The sequence below is a fragment of the Aquabacterium sp. A3 genome (assembly GCF_038069945.1).
Classification (GTDB): Bacteria; Pseudomonadota; Gammaproteobacteria; order Burkholderiales; family Burkholderiaceae_C; genus Aquabacterium.
Genome location: NZ_JBBPEV010000006.1, coordinates 99,473 through 114,450, shown reverse-complemented (window position 1 = coordinate 114,450; position 14,978 = coordinate 99,473). Strand labels below are relative to the sequence as shown.

At 65.7% G+C, this 14,978-nt stretch carries 13 protein-coding genes; 5 read left to right on the top strand and 8 right to left on the bottom strand.

All coding sequences use genetic code 11. From position 1 onward, the window contains the following. Positions 1-4 precede the first annotated feature (4 nt). Together tlpB and apaG are read right to left on the bottom strand one after the other, a co-directional pair. Positions 5-2,206: a transporter-like protein TlpB gene (tlpB, locus tag WNB94_RS16265; RefSeq protein WP_341391421.1), complete on the bottom strand. Its 2,202-nt coding sequence runs from the start codon at positions 2,204-2,206 to the stop codon at positions 5-7. Between the two features lie 3 nt (positions 2,207-2,209). Further along, entirely contained in the window at positions 2,210-2,584 is a 375-nt protein-coding gene (gene apaG, locus WNB94_RS16260) for a Co2+/Mg2+ efflux facilitator ApaG/CorD (RefSeq protein WP_341391420.1), read from the bottom strand. A gap of 105 nt (positions 2,585-2,689) precedes the next feature. Here apaG and rpe point away from each other — a divergent pair, with 105 nt between their 5' ends. Then, positions 2,690-3,373, top strand: coding sequence for a ribulose-phosphate 3-epimerase (gene rpe, locus WNB94_RS16255; RefSeq protein WP_341391419.1), 684 nt, complete (start codon positions 2,690-2,692; stop codon positions 3,371-3,373). A 36-nt stretch (positions 3,374-3,409) separates the two neighbouring features. Here the strand turns inward: rpe and WNB94_RS16250 are convergent, their stop codons facing one another. From WNB94_RS16250 to WNB94_RS16240, 3 genes are all read right to left on the bottom strand, one after another. Then, a complete protein-coding gene (locus tag WNB94_RS16250) occupies positions 3,410-4,243 on the bottom strand; it encodes a ParB N-terminal domain-containing protein (protein ID WP_341391418.1) in 834 nt (277 codons plus the stop codon). 69 nt (positions 4,244-4,312) lie between these two features. Next, positions 4,313-4,723: a phosphopantetheine adenylyltransferase gene (locus WNB94_RS16245; protein ID WP_341391417.1), complete on the bottom strand. Its 411-nt coding sequence runs from the start codon at positions 4,721-4,723 to the stop codon at positions 4,313-4,315. Further along, complete coding sequence (locus tag WNB94_RS16240) at positions 4,710-5,030, bottom strand: hypothetical protein (RefSeq protein WP_341391416.1); 321 nt, start codon at positions 5,028-5,030, stop codon at positions 4,710-4,712. Before WNB94_RS16240 ends, WNB94_RS16245 begins: the two co-directional genes overlap by 14 nt. A gap of 129 nt (positions 5,031-5,159) precedes the next feature. On the opposite strand from WNB94_RS16240, the gene WNB94_RS16235 reads away from it, so the two are divergent. Then, positions 5,160-6,014 carry a helix-turn-helix domain-containing protein gene (locus WNB94_RS16235; RefSeq protein ID WP_341391415.1) on the top strand — a complete coding sequence of 285 codons (855 nt, stop codon included), beginning with the start codon at positions 5,160-5,162 and terminating at the stop codon, positions 6,012-6,014. Positions 6,015-6,057: 43 nt separating this feature from the next. Here the strand turns inward: WNB94_RS16235 and WNB94_RS16230 are convergent, their stop codons facing one another. Beyond that, positions 6,058-7,437, bottom strand: a complete 1,380-nt coding sequence (locus tag WNB94_RS16230) for a lytic murein transglycosylase (protein WP_341391414.1) — start codon at positions 7,435-7,437, stop codon at positions 6,058-6,060. A 101-nt stretch (positions 7,438-7,538) separates the two neighbouring features. Here WNB94_RS16230 and WNB94_RS16225 point away from each other — a divergent pair, with 101 nt between their 5' ends. Next, positions 7,539-9,512 (top strand): methyl-accepting chemotaxis protein, encoded by a 1,974-nt coding sequence (locus WNB94_RS16225; RefSeq protein WP_341391413.1) that lies wholly within the window; start codon positions 7,539-7,541, stop codon positions 9,510-9,512. Here WNB94_RS16225 and WNB94_RS16220 read toward each other — a convergent pair whose 3' ends face one another. Further along, on the bottom strand, positions 9,513-10,520 hold the full coding sequence (locus tag WNB94_RS16220) for an ABC transporter substrate-binding protein (protein WP_341391412.1): 1,008 nt from the start codon (positions 10,518-10,520) through the stop codon (positions 9,513-9,515). A gap of 185 nt (positions 10,521-10,705) precedes the next feature. Further along, positions 10,706-11,722 carry an AraC family transcriptional regulator gene (locus tag WNB94_RS16215; RefSeq protein ID WP_341391411.1) on the bottom strand — a complete coding sequence of 339 codons (1,017 nt, stop codon included), beginning with the start codon at positions 11,720-11,722 and terminating at the stop codon, positions 10,706-10,708. Positions 11,723-12,054: 332 nt separating this feature from the next. On the opposite strand from WNB94_RS16215, the gene WNB94_RS16210 reads away from it, so the two are divergent. Together WNB94_RS16210 and WNB94_RS16205 are read left to right on the top strand one after the other, a co-directional pair. After that, positions 12,055-13,572 carry a M28 family peptidase gene (locus WNB94_RS16210; RefSeq protein ID WP_341391410.1) on the top strand — a complete coding sequence of 506 codons (1,518 nt, stop codon included), beginning with the start codon at positions 12,055-12,057 and terminating at the stop codon, positions 13,570-13,572. 3 nt (positions 13,573-13,575) lie between these two features. Continuing rightward, the gene (locus WNB94_RS16205; protein WP_341391409.1) at positions 13,576-14,901 is read left to right on the top strand and encodes a hypothetical protein; all 1,326 of its coding nucleotides are present in this window, start codon (positions 13,576-13,578) and stop codon (positions 14,899-14,901) included. Positions 14,902-14,978: the final 77 nt, after the last annotated feature.

The following is a 14,978-nucleotide window of genomic DNA, read 5'->3' as shown; positions in this document are numbered from 1 at the left end:
ACGATCAGGATTTGTCGGAAGGCGGGGCGTCGTCGGCCGAGGGCGAGGGCAAGGCCGGTGTCGATGCCTCGGCCGCCGCGCCTGCCCCCGAGGGGGGCAAGAAGAAGCTCAAGGGATGACGCCGCACGCGCGTCCAGATGGCGGCGTTCAGGCGCGCGCGGTCCTTGACCTTGACGCCCCGTGACCGGATGGCCACGCGCAGCGCCATCACGAAGCTCACGCCCACGTTGAGCATGCCCGTCAGGGGCAGGGCCACGACGCACCACCAAAAGCCCGGCTCGCGCAGCACGTCGGTGCCCAAGGCCCCCAGCGCGGCGGCCACCTGTCCGGTGGACAGGGTCACGTGGCGCACGTCCAGGGGCAAGGCCAGGAAGCTGGCGATCACGGGCACCACGCCCAGCATGAAGCCCAGCGACACGTTGGCGGCCAGCCCCGAGATGTTCTGGCGCCACCAGCGGGCCCACTTGGCCGTGCGGGCCACGCCCAGCCAGGCCCGTATGCGCGGGTTCCACTGCATGGCGCTGTCCATCTGGTGCAGCACGAAGGCGTTTTCGGCCCAGCCGGCGATCATGCTCGATGAGAACAGCAGCACGCCGGTGAACGCCGCGTAAAACAGCGTGGGGCCCAGCAAGGTCATCTTCTCAAGCACATGGCGGGCCGTTTCCTGATCGACCACCGGCGCGCCCCCCAGCCACCACGCCAGCCACTGCACGCCCAGCACCAGGGGTGCCACGGCCACCATGTTGCCCACGATGCCCGCCACCTGAGAGCGCATCAGGTTGGCCACCTCGTCCACAAAGCCCTCCACCGCCTCATCGGCCTGCACGTCGGCCAGTTTGGCGGCCATGGCCGGCGCCGTCATGGCGGGCTGTTTGGTGGCCACCGTGAAGTGCAGCAGCTGCACGGCCACGAAGCTCAGGGCGTAGTTCAGTCCGGCGGCCATGCCCAGCCAGAACGGTGAGGCCGCCAAGGCCCCGATGCCGAACTTGATGAAGGTGGTGGCCGCCATCACCGCGCCACCGCCGGCCGCGCTGCGCAGCATGCGACGGTACTCTGGCCAGTCGCGGGTGATGTAGTGCTCGCCTGATGCGGCGCTGCGTTCGGCCACCTTGCGGGCCAGTTGCGAGGTGTGTTGCCTGAACAGGGCGCGCACGCTGCGCCGGGCCACGCCCACGGTCACCAGCTCGATCAGCAGGTGGCGGATGGCGCCACCCGGCTTGGGCGCCAGCACGACGTCCAGCAACATCTCCAGGCGTCGGCAGCGTTCGCACAACTGGTCGATCTGGAACACCAGATCGACCGAGATGCCGTGCTCTTCCAGGTGGCCGTGCAGGCCCCGGGCCCCCTCGGCGCAGCGGTCCAGCAGCAGCCGCAGGTACTGCGCCTCCTGCAGCATGGCCGCCGGCCACTTGCCCGGCGTGCCACCGGCTTCGACATGGGCCAGGGCCATGTCGTGCACGCGCTCGGTCACGTGACCCAGCTGTCGAAAGGCCTGACGCACGCTTTCGTCGTGCGAGCGGCGCTCGGCCGCCAGCAACTCCACCTCGAAGTCGGCATCCAGCCGCACCCCCATGCGCGAGCGAAACTGGGTGGAGAACCCCGCCGCCCGGATCTGCGTGGCCAGGTAGAACATGCCGTCAAAGAAGGGGCCGCGCCATGTCAGGGGCAGGCGGCGGCGCTCCTGGCCTTCTTCGAGCGCATAGGCCAGTGCCATCACCTCGGTCCACAGCGCGCCCAGGCTGGCCAGGGTGTCCTCGTCCAGGCGCTGCAGCCACAGCAGGTCGTCCGGGTGGTCAAACAGCAGGTGAAACAGCATGCCCAGGTCATGCGTCTCCGGGCTCAGGGGGATCATGCGCCGCCGCAGGCGCTCGCCCAGCTCGTTGAGGAACGAGGTGCGCGGCGAGAAGCCGTAATCGGCCAGCAGGGCGGCCACGTCCACGTCCTGCCAGAAGCGGGCCAGCAGGCCCACCACGCGCGCACGGCGGGCCGGATCCTGCTCCAGTTGCCGCAGCACCAGGCGCGTGCCCGTCAGGGGTTCACCCCGGCGTATCCAGTCGATCAGGCGGATCAGCCAGACATGGCGCTCCACCGAGCAGTCGCAACGCTCAGCGGCGTCCAGGAAGGGCTCCAGCTCAAAGCCGTTGCCCGGGCGCGGCCACCACGTCTGGCGCGTCAGGGGCGCCATCAAGGTCGAGACGATGCCCATGGGTCAATGCAGCGACTGGGCGCGGCCCAGCACAAAGGCGTCGATGGGCGCCTCGAACGCGCGGGCGTCTTCGGTCATGCAGTAATACGTGCCTTCCATGACGCCGTGAGGGGTGTCCAGGCGCGTCCAGCTGGTGTACTCGAAGCGCTCGCCCGGCCTCAGGAACGGTTGTTGGCCCACCACCCCCAGGCCCCGCACCTCTTCTTCCTTGCCGGTGGCGTCGGTGATCAGCCAGCGCCGCCCGATCAACTGCGCCGCCACATCGCCCGCGTTCACGATGGTGACCGTGTACGCGAAGGCGTATTCGTGGGCAGCAGGGTTGCTCTGCTCCTCCAGGTAGCGGGGCTGCACCGAGCAGCTGAATTTGGCAAGGCTCATGCGGCGCATTCTAGGCATTTGCGGCGCAGCCTGCTGGCTCACCCTGCGCCTTTTCCTACAATGGCGTTCTGCTTGAACTTGGCGCGGTCCACCGCCCCCCTCATCATGTCGCGCACCTTCCGCATCGCCCCCAGCATCCTCTCGGCCGACTTTGCCCGTTTGGGCGAAGAGGTGCGCCACGTGATCGACGCTGGCGCCGACTGGATCCACTTCGACGTGATGGACAACCATTACGTGCCCAACCTGACCTTCGGGCCCATGGTGTGCCAGGCCCTGCGCAAGCATTCGGTCAAGGCAGACGGCACGAAGGTGCCCATCGACGTGCACCTGATGGTGCAACCGGTGGACGCGCTGGCCACGGCCTTTGCCAAATCGGGCGCCGACATCGTCACCTTCCATCCCGACGCTTCTACCCACGTGGACCGCACCCTGCAACTCATCAAGGCCGAAGGCATCCAGGCCGGCCTGGTGTTCAACCCCGCCACCCCGGTGGACGTGCTGGAGTGGGTGCTCGACAAGGTCGACGTGGTGCTGCTGATGAGCGTGAACCCCGGCTTCGGGGGCCAGAGCTTCATCGACAGCACGCTGCGCAAGTGCGAGCAGGTGCGCAAGATCATCGACGCTTCGGGGCGTGACATCCGCCTGGAGGTGGACGGCGGCATCAAGGTGGACAACATCCGCCGCGTGGCCGATGCCGGCGCCGACACCTTCGTGGCCGGCTCGGCCATCTTCGGCCAGCCCGATTACAAGGCCGTCATCGACGCCATGCGGGCTCAACTCAAGGGTTGATGGCGCTCTGAGCGCCGAGGGTTCCCGGCGCGATCATCAGGCCGTGGCCCGCAGCAGGGCCAGTTGGGCACGCAGATGCTCGTTCTCGGCGGTCAGCTCGGCCACCCGCTGGCGCAGGGTCTGCAGCTCATCCACCGCATCGGTGGCCTTGGCGGCCGCTGAGGCCTCATCGTGCGGCGCGGCGTCGGCCGTGGGGCTGGCTTTGCGCTTCACCTCGCGCACCCGCTTGGCCGCCTGTTTGAGTTCGTCCTTGCCCGCCACGGCTGCGGCCTTCTGCTCGTCGGCGGGCAGCGAGGCCACGGCCGCCGCCGCATTGAGGCTGATGGTGCCTTGCTTCACGGCCTCGACCAGCTCCGGCACCGCCTGGGTCTGGATCTTCTCGATCATCACCACCTGGTTGGCACTCAGGCGTGCGGCGCGTGCGATGTCGGCGCGGCTCTTCAGGGCCGGGGCCTCGGTGGTGGGCGTGTCCGGGGTGTCCGACGTCGTGTCAGGTGTTGAGGCCCCTGCCGCCTCGCCTGAACGGGCCTCCGCCTGCTGCGCCTTGCGCTGCGCCAGGATCTCGCGCTTGCGCAGGGCCAGCACACCCCGCTGGAAGTCCGACACGCTGCGCCGACCCAGGTGCTGGTCGATCATCCACAGGTGCACGTCGTCCATCGACTTGAAGTGCGGATGCTGCACCGTCTGAAACGGAATACCGTGTTTCTGGCAGATGCCATACCGGTTGTGCCCGTCGATCAGCAGCTCGCCCCACAGCACCAAAGCATCCCGGCAGCCTTCGGCGAGCAGGCTGCGCTCCAGCGCCTCGTGCTCGTCGGGGGTCAGTGGGTCGATGTAGGCCTTGAGTTCTTCGCTGACGGTGATGTTCATGGTGCCCGTGGGGCCGCCCCGTGTGGGGCGTGGCAATGCGTGTCAAAGGGGCCGGATTTTAGGCCTCACTCAACGCAGCAGCCGCGCTCCGCCACCCACGATCAGGGCCAGCAGCGCGATCAGGTCGGCGGTGACCACGCGACCGATCGCCGCGTTGTGAGGCCCAGCACTCCATGCCAGCCCCAGAAAGGACAGCACGCTGGCGAACCCCATCACCAAGGCGATGGCCTGCAAGTTTGGCCGAAACGCCGCCAGCAGCAGGAAGCCACCCAACAGCCCGAACAGCACCGCCCGATGGCGCATCAGGATGACCAGGTTGGGGTCCTCCAGCAGGCGGGCAGGCAAGCCATAGAGCCCGGCCAGGCGCTCGGCCCCAAGCACGCCCGCCAGGGGCATGAGGTGGATGAGGCCCACGATCAGCAGGCAGGTGGTGACGAGGTGGCGCATGGTGGGCTCGGTGAACAGATCATGGGGTTGCATGGGGTGCGGCTTCAGGCGTGGCATCGCGTTCGCGCATGAACAGGTAGGCCAGCAAGCCGATGGAGCCCAGGGTGAGCACGGCCAGCAGCCATGGCCAGGGGGTCACGCCCCGCCGTTGGGCATCACCGAGCAGCCACAAGCCGCCCAGCCCACAGGCGATGCACAGGTCCAGCAGGATTTGCAGCGTGGCCTTGGACGCCAGGCCGGCCTGCCAGAGGCCGATGTAGCCCACCTCGCCGACGACAACCAGAGAGAAGGCGGTGAAGGCCAGCAATGCGGCCGCGATGATGAGTTGACGCAGGTTCATGACGGTCCTTTCAGCGGGACGGTGTCGGCCCCGGGTTGAGCACGCCATCCAATCTAGGCACGGTCGAGCCGGTCATCAATTACCTGCCAGGTCATCGACGGCATGATGTGGCTGCGCCAGAATGGGCTCATGCTGACTGCGCCCGAACTCCCGACCGTGCCGCCATCCCGGGCAGAGGCGTCCTTGCCTTCGCTGCTCAAGGCTTGGCGACAGTTGCGGCGCTTGCCGCAGTTGGAGTTGGCCCTGGCCGCCGGCGTGTCGCAGCGACACCTGAGCTTCGTCGAGTCGGGTCGTGCACGGCCCAGCCGAGCGTTGTTGCTGGACCTGGCTCAAGCGTTGGACCTGCCCCTGCGCGAACGCAACCTCTTGTTGCACGCGGGCGGCTTTGCGCCGGTGTTCGAGCATCGCACGCTCAGTGATGACGACATGGCCAGCGTGCGCCGTGCTCTGGAGCTCACCTTGAAGCACCACGAGCCGTATCCCGCCATCGTGCTGGATCGGCAATGGAACACGCTGCTGCGCAACCAGGCCGCTGAACGCCTCATGGCCGTGTTGGGCCCGCCGGACGAGGTGTGGCAGCGCGTGGACCCCAGCGGTCGGCAGAATGTGCTGCGCTTGAGCTTCCATCCCCAGGGCTTGCGCCCGCTGGTGCGCAACTGGGAGCAGGTGGCGCCGCACATGCTGGAGCGCCTGCAACGCGAGATGGTGGCCGCCCCGATGGACGAGGCCTTGCGCGCACTGCACCAGGATCTGGTGGCCATGGCGGGTCTGGGCAAGGCCTCCAAGCCCCAGGGTGGCGCGGTGGCGCCGCTCACGCCCACGGTCAACGTGGAAATGGCGCTTGGTGACCTCACCTTGCGCGTCTTCAGCCTGCTGAGCACCTTCGGCACGGCGCAAGACGTGACCACCGACGAGTTGCGCATCGAGACCTTCTTTCCGGCGGATGAGGTCACGGCGACGTTTTTTCAGTCGCTGGCGCCATAGCGGGTTTTCCGGACCATGGCCGCCCACGGTCCGTCGCAGGACATCAGGGGGCTGGAGCCTCGTTGGAAGCGGTCAATCGCCCCAGCACCTCGGCATTCACGAAACCATCGGCCGGCAGCCCCTGCTGACGCTGCCAGGCCCGCAGTGCCTTGCGGGTGGCCGGCCCGGCCACGCCATCGGCTTCGCCCGCGTCAAACCCCAGGGCATTGAGCTGCGATTGCAGGGTCATGACCTCGCTGCGGGTCAGCAGGCGCTGGTCGCGTGGCCAGGGGGCCTGCACGCCAGGGCCGCCGTCGATCTGTTGCGCCAGCAGGCACACGGCCAGCGCGTAGCTGTTGGCCCTGTTGTAGTGCAGCACGGCGCGGAAGTTGCGCCCCACCATGAAGGCGGGGCCCTGCAAGCCCGCTGGCAGCAAGATGCTGGCGTCGTGCATGGCGGGCAACGCGGCGGTGGGCGCGGTGTTGTCCACCGGCCGAACACCGGCCTGGGCCCAGGCGCTGGCATCGCGCCGGATGTCGGACTCGGCCAGGGCCGGGTCAAAGCCCGAGGGCAGGCGCACCTCGGTCAGGCACGGCTCACCGGCCACCCACCCCGAATGCTGCAGGTAGTTGGCTGTGGAGCCCATGACATCGTCCAGGCTGCCCCAGAGGTCTCGGCGGCCGTCGCCATCGGCGTCCACCGCGTGCGCCAGGAAGGTGGAGGGCATGAACTGGGTCTGCCCCATGGCGCCCGCCCACGAGCCGATCATGTGTTCGGCGTCGATGTCGCCCTGGTCGATGATGCGCAAGGCCGCCATCAGTTCTTGTCGCGCCCAGGCTTCTCGGCGGCCGTCAAAGGCCAGGGTGGCCAGGGCGTCGATCACGCGCACATCGCCCAGGTGGCTGCCAAAGCTGGTTTCGATGCCCCAGATGGCCACCAGCACCGAGGCGGGCACCCCATGCCGGGCCTGCGCCGCCTGCGCGGCCGGTGCCGAAGGCGCCGTGTCGGCGAGCCGGGCGCGACCGATGCGCACCCGCAGTGGTGAGGCGGCGCTGTCGAGGTAAGCCCACACCGGGCGCACGTATTCACCCTGGTTGCGGTCGTTGCGGATGATGCGGCTTTGCAGCTGTGCCGTGTCCAGCGCGCTGGACAGCGTGGCCTCGCGGATGCCTGCCCGTTCGGCGGCCAGGCGAAAACCGCTCAGCCATTGCGCAAATCGGGCCTCGGTGCTCAGGGGCGGTGAGGTTTCAGGCGAGGCTGGCGGCGCGGGGGCCTCGGCCGCCTGCGTCAGGCCGCTGTCTGCGGACTGGGAAGGGGGCACCGACGCCGACGGTTCGTGTGCGCAACCGGCCAATGCCAGCAGCCACAGCAGGCCCCAGGCGCGTGAGCGCCCGCCAGGCACCAAAGAGGGGACAGGGATGCGTGAGGTCACAGAACGCAGCATGCCACGAATGCCGGACCAGCCTCCCGCGTGCGCCGCTTCGGGGCTTCAGTTTCACCCTTCGGGGCCGATACCTGATCGTTGTCCGTTGTTTTTGCCTCGCCATGTCCACCTTTGCTGTTTCGCCTGCCGGCCTTTCTGTCACCCGTTTCAGCGCCTGGTCACTCACGGCCAAGCTGACCCTGGCGGCCACCGTCCTGTGTGTCTTGTGCGTGGGCACGGTCAGTTCGGTGATCGGCTGGCAGATGAGCGGCATGGCCCGTGACGATGCCGCGAAGCAGGCCGATCTGGCGGCCAACGAGGTGGCCGTGTCGGTCGCTGGTGAGCTCGGAAGCAGCTTCAGCACCGTTCGGGCTTACGCCGCCACCTTGCAGGGCATGAAACAAGCGGGGCGGCCACCCAGCCGAGACCAGCTCGACGACATGTCCCGGCAGGTCCTGCAAGACAACACCGAGTTCATTGGCACCTACTCCATCTGGGAGCCCAATGCCCTGGATGGTCTGGACGCCGAGTACGTCAACCACTCGCCGGCCTACGACGCCACCGGCCGCTACATCGCCTATTGGAACCGGGGCAGTGGCGCCATCGCCGTCGAACCCTTGCTGGACTATGAGAAGCCCGGGGCCAACGACTGGTACGACATTCCCCGCCGCACGGGCAAGCCCGCGCTCATCGAGCCCTACCTCTACCCGGTGGCCGGCAAGGACGTGCTCATGGCCACCATCGCCGTGCCGGTGATGGTGGAGGGGCGCTTCGTGGGCATGGCCGGGTCCGATCTGCCGCTGATGGACTTGTCGGCACGCTTGTCTCGCCTGCAGCCCATGCCCGAATCGCGTGTGGCCTTGCTGTCGGCCGGCGGCCTGTACGTGGCCGTGCACGAGCCCGAACGCCTGGCCCGCCAGGCCGATGACCTGCCGCCGCAAGCCCTGAGCCACATCGCCCAGGGCCAACCGTACCAGTACGAGGACGAGCAAGGGTGGGTGCACCTGTTCAGGCCCGTGCAGGTGGCTGACGGTGTGCCGGCGTGGAGCGTTCGGGTGTCGTACCCCGTCAGCGCCGCCATGGCCCAGGCGCGCGAGGCCTTGGCCTGGTCGGTGGCGGTGGCCTTGCTGGCCTGCGCCCTGGCGGCCGGTGCCATGGTGTGGCTGGTGCGTCACCTGATGCGTCCTTTGCGGCAGCTCAGCCTCACGATGCAGGGGCTGGCGGGTGCACAGGCGGACCTGCGGGCCCGGCTGGACGACCATGGTGGCCATGACGAGCTGGCCGTCATCGCCCGCAGCTTCAACCAGTTCATCGCCCGCATCGCGCAGGTGTTTGAGGTGGTGCAGCGCAACGCCGACGGTGTGGCCGTCGCGGGCAAGGAGATCGCCCAGGGCAACATGGACCTGTCGTCTCGCACCGAACAGCAGGCCAGCGCTTTGCAGGAAACCGCCGCGTCCATGGACCAGCTCAGCCAGACCGTGCGACAGAACGCCGAGAACGCCCAGACCGCGAATCAACTGGCCGATCAGGCCAGCACCGTGGCCCGCGAGGGGGGGCAGGTCATGGCCCAGGTGGTCAGCACCATGCACGACATCCACGAGTCATCGAAGCGCATCAGCGACATCATAGGCACCATCGATGGCATCGCCTTCCAGACCAACATCCTGGCCCTCAATGCGGCCGTGGAAGCCGCCCGGGCGGGCGAACAAGGCCGTGGCTTTGCCGTGGTGGCCTCGGAGGTGCGCAGCCTGGCCAGTCGCTCGGCCGAGGCCGCCAAGGCCATCAAGGGCCTGATCAGCGCCAGCGTGGAGAAGGTGGAGGCCGGCAGCACCCTGGTGGACCAGGCCGGGCGCACCATGACCGACGTGGTCGACAGCATCCAGCGCGTCAATCAGATCGTCGGTGAAATCAGCGCGGCCAGCCACGAGCAGGCCGATGGCGTGGGGCACGTCAACGCCGCCGTCACCGACATGGACCGCACCACCCAGCAAAACGCCGCGCTGGTGGAGCAGATGGCGGCAGCCTCGTCCAGCCTGCGAGGGCAGGCTGACGAGCTGCTGCGCGCCGTCAGCACCTTCGAGCAGCCGGGCCGCTGATCAGGGCATCACCTTGATCTGCTTGACGATGTCCAGCGTGAAGGCCTGCTGCCACGGGGTGTCGGCCTTCAACAGCCCTTCCTTGACCATGTAATCGCGCGTGGCCTTCCAGCGGGCTTCGGTCATGGTGCCCACACCTTGGGTGGCGGCGTCACCGCTGTCGAGCACCTTCAAGGCTTTCAGCTGGCTGATGCCGAAGGCGATCTGGGCGTCCGTCATGTTGGGGTTGTCTTTCTTGATGAGCACATTGCCCGGTGCGGGGTCTTTCAGGTAGCTCACCCAGCCCTTCATCGACGCCTCCACAAACCGCTTGACCACGTCCGGCTTGGCCTTCAGCAGCGCCTGCGTGGTGACGATGCTGGTGCCGTAGGGCGGGTAGCCGTCATCGGCAAACAAGAAGAACTTGGTGGGCACGCCCTTTTGCTGTGCCTGGAAGGGCTCGGACGACGGGTAAGCCTGCTGCACCACATTGGTGTCGGCAAAGAAGGGCTGCAGGTTGAAGGTGTAGGGCCGGGCCTGGGCGTCGCTCAGGTCGTACTTGGCCTTCAACCAGGGCCACCAGCTGGTGCGGTTGTTGTTGGCCACCAGGATGGTCTTGCTCTTGACGTCGGCCAGCGACTTCACATCGGCGTGCGTCAGCATGCCCTGCAGGTCTTTCTGGAAGCTGGCCGCCACGGTGACGGTGGGTACGCCGCGTTCGATGCCCGAGAGCACCTGGAAGTCATAACCGATGATCAGGTCGGCGGCACCGGCCGCCAGCAACTGCATGCCGTTGACCTGTGGGCCGCCCATCTTGATGGTGACGTCCAGCCCCGCCTGCTTGTACAGGCCGGTGGCCACCGCCTGGTAGAAGCCGCCGTGCTCGGCCTGGGCGTACCAGCTGGTGAGGAAGGTGAGCTTTTCCAGCGGCTGGGCCAGGCTGGGGGTGGTGTGCACACCACCGAGCAGCGCGGCGACCGCAATCAATGCCCGGCGACGGAATGCAAGACGGAAGAAGGTGGAGTTCATGAGGCGCACTTTCTGTGGAGGAACAACCCAATGCGGCCCGCGCGCACGGTGTGTGTGCATCGGGCCTGACCATGGAGCAATTCCCCACCTGGCGGCCGCCCTGTGAGGGGCGGCGGCACCGTTCGGTGCACCAGGCTGAACGCTTCTACTCCGTCAAGGGCGAAGTGAGCAAAGCTTGTGCCAGGTCAAGTGGACGGGGTCAGTGGTCCTCGAGTTCTCTGCGCCGCCCTGAACGTGCCGGGGGTGCATCCTTCCCATTCCCTGAACGCCCGATTGAAGTTGGTCAAAGTGCTGTAGCCCAAGCGGACGGCCACATCGGTCAGGTCCAGCCGCGGATCCTGCAGCAGGATGCACGCATCTCGTCGCCGGGCTTCATTGAGCAGGTGTCGAAAACAACTGTCGCGTGCTTGCAGTTGCCTGTTGAGCGTGCGGGCGGACACGCACAAGCTTTCGGCCACCTGCTCCAGGCTGGGATAGCCCTGAGGGCCCAGCCTCAGCAGGGCGCGAACCTGCCGCATGACATCGCGGTCGTTGTCGCCAAACAGGGCCAACTCCTGTTCGCAGGCCTGGCGGGCGAAGTTGGCGGCCGCCTTGTCTGCCGTTCTCAGTGGCAAATCCAGGTAACTGGCCGGTATTCTGATTTCGTTGAACTGGCTTGAGAATATGCATTCTGGCAAATGCGCTGCATAGTGCTGGTGGTAGTCCGGCTCTTGAAAGTCAAAATGCAGCCTGGTGTCCGAGCAGACCTGTGGAAATAGATCGCGCAACACGGCATAACAACTGATGATCAATTGCTGCGACGAAAAGCAGCGCATGGGACCATGGGGGACATTCTCGGTGCCCCTGAGCACCACGTGCTCGCCTTCCTCCAATATTTGAATATCCCAGGCCGGCATGCGAAGCCTGGTGCCATATCGTGAACCAAAAGATATGACTTCTCTGAGCGTCGATTGACTCATCAAGCCGTAACCCAGAATACCGTGGGTCGTGATGGTGGACCTGAGTCCGAACTCGTAACCCAGTCCAGGTGATTTGCAGCGGTCCATCACATAACGACAAATGACGGCATAGCCATTGATCAGAGAAAATCGCGCCTCTGGCCGATCCAGGTGCTCTTTGGGAATATGGGCCTGGGCCAGGATGTCGTCGGTCGATAAGCCTTTCTCGTTGGCCAGTTGCAAAATCAAGAGCACATAACTCACGGGTACCGTGGGTTCAACAGCCTCTGGGGGTCGCATCGCGGAACGCTCCTCTGTTTGTGACTTCCATCGCGAATCGAGACTTGTTGGAGCGTACGTTACCCCCTTGTTTTAGGGGTTTTCATTGGGGTTTACGCTGAATTCTGACGCCATTCGACGGTCGGTTAGCACTAACCCTATCGTCCTTTGGTATGGCTTGGTTCTACGCGTTTTCGTTTGGCGAGAAATGAACATGACCTTGGCGAAAAGCGAATGACAGCAGTCGGTCTTGCTTGAGAAGAATCAGTGCTGAATCCGGTTGAATAAATACCGGACACCACTGAGGAGACCGATGTATGAAGAGAAGTGCCAAACTGGCCACGGGCGTGGTCTTTTTGCTGGCTGCAGCATTTCAGGCGTCCAACGCCAAAGCCCAGGATGCGGCGGTACCCTGTCCGAGGGATGTGCGCCCTGAAGCCCAGGGCATGCCCTCTCAGGATCGCATATTCAGCTGGATTGAAGACCTGACCAAGATCGGCAAGCGGCTGACCGGCACCCCCGGCGGCGAAAAAGCGGCAGCGTATGTCAAATGCCAGTTCGAGGCATTGGGGCTGCAGGATGTTCGTTATGAAAAGGCCACAAGCTGGTTATGGCAAGCCGATAAATCTTCATTTTCCGTGAATGGCCGACCCATCGACAGCTTCCCGGTCAATTATTCGTTCGTCACGCCAGATCAGCCCTCGGTATTCTCCACCGGGCCAGGTGGTTTGCAGGCCCCCATCGTGGACGTGGGCGACGGAAACGCCTGGGCCATTCGCGCCCGTGATGTCAAAGGCAAGATCGTCGTGTTTGACTTGAAGTTCGAGGTCTCCACCGTGGCGTTCCTGCCCTTTGTTGATTTCCTGTGGGACCCCAAGCTGACCCTGCTGGAGCCGTCCATCTTCGCGGCCAACCCCTACCTGACCAACTTGTCGCGTGTGGTCAAGCGCCTGCAAGAAGCCGGCGCGGCCGGATTTGTCGGGGTGCTCTCTGACTACTACGACAGCAACCGCTATCACAACGAGTACTACCGGCGCAGCCAGATGACCATCCCGGGGGTTTGGGTCACCAAGTCGGATGGCCAGTTGTTGCGCGAACAGTTGCGCAAGGCGGGCAAGGGCGCCCAGGCCAACCTGGTGCTCGAAGGCTCGCGCACCGAGGTTGAAGCGCGCGCGGTGGTCGGGGTGTTGCCCGGCCGCGGCCACGAAACGATCTTGATGACCTCCCACCATGATTCCGTGTCGGCTGGGGCCGTGGAGGACGCCAGCGGCGTGGGTGCCTTGCTGGCCCAGTTGCAGATCGCCGCCTCCAAGCCTGCCGCCGAACGAGAGAAGACCATGCTGTTCGCCACCATGGACAGCCACTTCACGGGCTATCAGGTGCATCAGGCCTTCGCGGACAAGTACGTCACCCGGCAGGCCACACCCTACAAGCTGGTGGCCGGCATCACCCTGGAGCACATCGCACGCCAGGGGGTCATCAAGAACGGCCAGCTGGAGATGCGTGATCAGCCTGAGCTCATGGGCATCATGAACAACTTCTCCTACGGTGTGCGCCGGCAACTCAAGCAATCCATCATCAAGAACGATTTGCGTCGCAGCGCCACGCTGAAGGCCGGCTTGTTGTGCAAGACCTTCGGCCTGCCCACCGACGCTTCGTTCACCTGCGTGGCCGGGTTGCCCACGGCCAGCCTGATCGCCGCGCCCATCTACCTCTATGACGAAGACGACACCCTCGACAAGGTGGCCAAGGACCAGTTGATTCCGGTCACCAAGGTGTTTGCCGACCTCGTGGATGTGCTGGACCGCACCCCCGCCGATCAGATCGGACAGTGAACCATGAGCACCATCACACCCTACCCATGCGCAAGCCGCTGGACGAGGTGGGCGCGGTGGAGCTCGGGCGCGGCCTGGTGGCTGATCGTGATCGCAGGCGCCCTGGGCTCGCACCACGGATCAGCGGCCACAGCCTCCGCACCCGCGTACACCGGCCCCTTGCAGCCCGCCGGTACCCGCAGTGTGGTCACGCACTGGCCCGTGCTGCTGTCTCACCCCTGGGGCAATGACACCACCACCTCGTTCAGGGGTGATCGCGTTGATGCCCATGGCAACTACGACGTCTTCGGTGTCAAACAGATGCTGGAGGCTGAAGGGGTGGCGGTGTATCAGCCCGACAAGGTGCCCTTCGCATCCCACGAGGATCGCGGCAGGCTGCTCAACCGCAAATGCGCGGGGGTGACCTTGCGGCAGCTCTTGTGCGACAGCGGGTCGGGCCAGGTGGTGGATGGCCTGGAGCATGCCACGGTGCACTACTGCAGTCAGCCTGACAAGCGTGCCCGGCACGGCTTTGCCACCGAAGGCGACTGTCGCAAGGGGCTGAAGTTCAACCTCATCTGCCACTCGCAGGGCTGTCCCGACTCGCGCTACATGATGGTGGCCACCACGCAGGCGTTCAGCGGTTTACCGCTGTACCGGCACATCGTGAGCTGGACCAGCCTGGCGGGCGCCAACAAGGGCACCGCGCAGGCGGATCTGGTGCTCAAGCTCACTAGTTGGTGTTTGACTTCGGCGTGTCGCAGCCGCCTGCTGGCCACCTACAGCGCCTGGGCCAGTTGGCGCTCTGACCGCAAGCTCATCTTCGATGGTGATGAGTCGATCCGCGCCCTCACGCGGCACTACATGACCGTGTCCACCGACATGCGGTGCCATCCTTCTGCCCACAGAGCCTGCCCGCCCAGCTTCAACGAACGTTATCGATTTCCTGAAGATCCGGCGCACCCCATCCTGTACCAGAGCTTCAGCATCCGCATCAACGACATCCAGCATCCCTGCCATCGACAGCACGCGTTCATCTGGCGTTACCTCAACAGCGTGGAGGGCCCCAACGATGGCAACATCTCCGTGGAGTCGCAGGCCTTCACCACCTATGGCTCCAATGGACAGGGCGGGCGCACCCCCGTGGTGGCGCGGCCCTTTGAGGGCGTGACGCTGGATGCGCGCAAGCCCCACCCGGGCTTCTATCACATGGCCTTCAGCGACTATGTGGTGCCAGGCATCAACCTGGGCCGGGGCAGCTGCGGCAGCGAAGACAACAGTGCCTTCCGCTTCAGCCGCGTGCAGGTGTACCGGGATGTGCTTGCCGAACTGGCAGAGCGCGGTTACTGAGCATCCGGGGGCGCGCCGCGCCGCGACGCAACGCTTCCTTACAAGCCCAGGCATCGGGCCCGCTATGCTGGCGACAC

Bases quoted from the DNA above. Each gene is read 5' to 3' on its own strand.
- tlpB (WP_341391421.1), bottom strand. From the start codon at position 2,206: ATGGGCATCGTCTCGACCTTGATGGCGCCCCTGACGCGCCAGACGTGG.
- apaG (WP_341391420.1), bottom strand. From the start codon at position 2,584: ATGAGCCTTGCCAAATTCAGCTGCTCGGTGCAGCCCCGCTACCTGGAG.
- rpe (WP_341391419.1), top strand. From the start codon at position 2,690: ATGTCGCGCACCTTCCGCATCGCCCCCAGCATCCTCTCGGCCGACTTT.
- WNB94_RS16250 (WP_341391418.1), bottom strand. From the start codon at position 4,243: ATGAACATCACCGTCAGCGAAGAACTCAAGGCCTACATCGACCCACTG.
- WNB94_RS16245 (WP_341391417.1), bottom strand. From the start codon at position 4,723: ATGCAACCCCATGATCTGTTCACCGAGCCCACCATGCGCCACCTCGTC.
- WNB94_RS16240 (WP_341391416.1), bottom strand. From the start codon at position 5,030: ATGAACCTGCGTCAACTCATCATCGCGGCCGCATTGCTGGCCTTCACC.
- WNB94_RS16235 (WP_341391415.1), top strand. From the start codon at position 5,160: ATGCTGACTGCGCCCGAACTCCCGACCGTGCCGCCATCCCGGGCAGAG.
- WNB94_RS16230 (WP_341391414.1), bottom strand. From the start codon at position 7,437: ATGCTGCGTTCTGTGACCTCACGCATCCCTGTCCCCTCTTTGGTGCCT.
- WNB94_RS16225 (WP_341391413.1), top strand. From the start codon at position 7,539: ATGTCCACCTTTGCTGTTTCGCCTGCCGGCCTTTCTGTCACCCGTTTC.
- WNB94_RS16220 (WP_341391412.1), bottom strand. From the start codon at position 10,520: ATGAACTCCACCTTCTTCCGTCTTGCATTCCGTCGCCGGGCATTGATT.
- WNB94_RS16210 (WP_341391410.1), top strand. From the start codon at position 12,055: ATGAAGAGAAGTGCCAAACTGGCCACGGGCGTGGTCTTTTTGCTGGCT.
- WNB94_RS16205 (WP_341391409.1), top strand. From the start codon at position 13,576: ATGAGCACCATCACACCCTACCCATGCGCAAGCCGCTGGACGAGGTGG.